Source organism: Nocardioides sp. (assembly GCF_031422975.1).
Classification (GTDB): Bacteria; Actinomycetota; Actinomycetes; order Propionibacteriales; family Nocardioidaceae; genus Nocardioides.
On sequence record NZ_JANPEO010000503.1, the window covers coordinates 1 to 1,768 of the forward strand.

2 protein-coding genes are annotated in these 1,768 nt (G+C 67.4%); both read left to right on the forward strand.

Features of this window, described 5'->3' with window-relative positions; translation table 11 throughout:
- Positions 1 to 86: 86 nt before the first annotated feature.
- Positions 87 to 1,595: an NAD(P)/FAD-dependent oxidoreductase gene (locus tag RMO85_RS15025; protein WP_310529535.1), complete on the forward strand. Its 1,509-nt coding sequence runs from the start codon at positions 87 to 89 to the stop codon at positions 1,593 to 1,595.
- Positions 1,592 to 1,768, forward strand: a 177-nt coding sequence (locus RMO85_RS15030) for an SDR family NAD(P)-dependent oxidoreductase (protein ID WP_310529536.1), incomplete at its 3' end; no start/stop codon positions are given. The genes RMO85_RS15025 and RMO85_RS15030, both read left to right, overlap by 4 nt.

The window sequence follows — 1,768 nt, forward strand, 5'->3', positions numbered from 1 at the left end:
GCTGGCAGGAGCCGGGTGCGCGCAGGGGGGGTGGTCACCGACACATTCTATTGAGGAATATTCAATAAAGCCAATACCCTCCCCCCATGGCCCCACGCACTTTTGACCTGCCCGCGTCCGTCGACCACCTCGTCATCGGCGCGGGCTTCGCAGGGCTGGGTACGGCGATCAAGCTGGCCGAGTCCGGCGAGGACGACTTCCTGGTGATCGAGAAGGACGGCGGCATCGGCGGCACCTGGCGTGCCAACACCTATCCCGGCGCGGCGTGCGACGTCCCGAGCCAGCTCTACTCGTTCTCGTTCGCCCCCAACCCGACGTGGTCGATGTCCTTCTCACCGCAGCCGGAGATCGAGACCTACCTCCTCCACGTGGCCGAGGAGTCGGGCACGCTCGACCGGTTCGCCTTCGGCACCGAGCTGACCGACGCCCGCTGGGACGAGTCCGACCAACGCTGGCACGTCACCACCAACCGAGGCGAGATCGTCGCGAAGACGCTCATCTCCGGCTCCGGCGGCCTCTCCGAGCCGAGGATGCCCGACGTCGACGGCATCGAGAACTTCCAGGGAGAGGTGTTCCACTCGGCCCGCTGGAACCACGACGTCGACCTCAACGGCAAGCGGGTCGCGGTCATCGGCACGGGCGCCTCCAGCATCCAGATCGTCCCGTCCATCCAGCCAGACGTGGAGCACCTCGACGTCTACCAGCGCACCGCGCCGTACGTCCTGGCCCGCAACGACCGGCCCTACAGGGCGCTCGAGAAGCTGCTCTTCAAGCACGTGCCGGGAGTCCAGAGGGCCTACCGCACGGGCATCTACTGGGCCCGCGAGCTCTACGTCCCGGGCTTCGTGTGGAACCCGAAACTCGCCACGCCGGCCAAGAAGATGGCGCTGGCCAACCTTGCCAAGGGGATCAAGGACCCACAGCTGCGGGCGAAGGTGACACCGAACTACCAGATCGGCTGCAAGCGGATCCTGATCTCCAACACCTACTATCCCGCGCTCGCGGCCGACAACGTCGACCTCGTCACCGACCCCATCCTCAAGGTGACCGGCAGCGCGGTCATCACCACGGACGGCGTCGAACGGCCCATCGACGTCCTCATCGTGGCCACCGGGTTCCAGACCACCGAGCAGCCGATCGCCGCGCACATCCACGGCCGCGACGGCCACTCGCTCCGCGACGTGTGGGCCGAGCACGGGATGGCTTCCTACAAGGGCACCACGACCCGCGGCTTCCCCAACCTGTTCCAGATCGTCGGCGCCAACACCGGCCTGGGGCACTCCTCGATGGTCTTCATGATCGAGTCGCAGCTCGCCTACATCGTCGATGCCTTGCGGACGATGAAGGAACAGGACATCGCCGTCCTGGAGCCGCACCAGTCGGCGCAGGACGAGTGGAACAACGACCTCCAGCGCCGGATGCGGCGCACGGTCTGGTCGGCTGGCGGCTGCTCGAGCTGGTACCTCGACGCGCACGGGAAGAACACGACCCTGTGGCCGCGAGCGACCTTCACCTTCCGCAGGCTGCTCGCCCGCTTCGATGCCGACAACTACGACCTCGAGCCCGCCCACATCACCCAAGGAGCCGACGCATGAGCCTCGCCACCGTGAAGGACAAGGTCGTCGTGATCACCGGCGCCGGCTCAGGGATGGGCCGCGAGCTCGCCTGCCAGGCCGCCCAGCAGGGCGCCCTCCTGGCGATCTCCGACTGGAACGCCGAGAGCCTCGCCGAGACGGTTGACCTCGTCAAGGCGCTCGGCGCCGAGGTC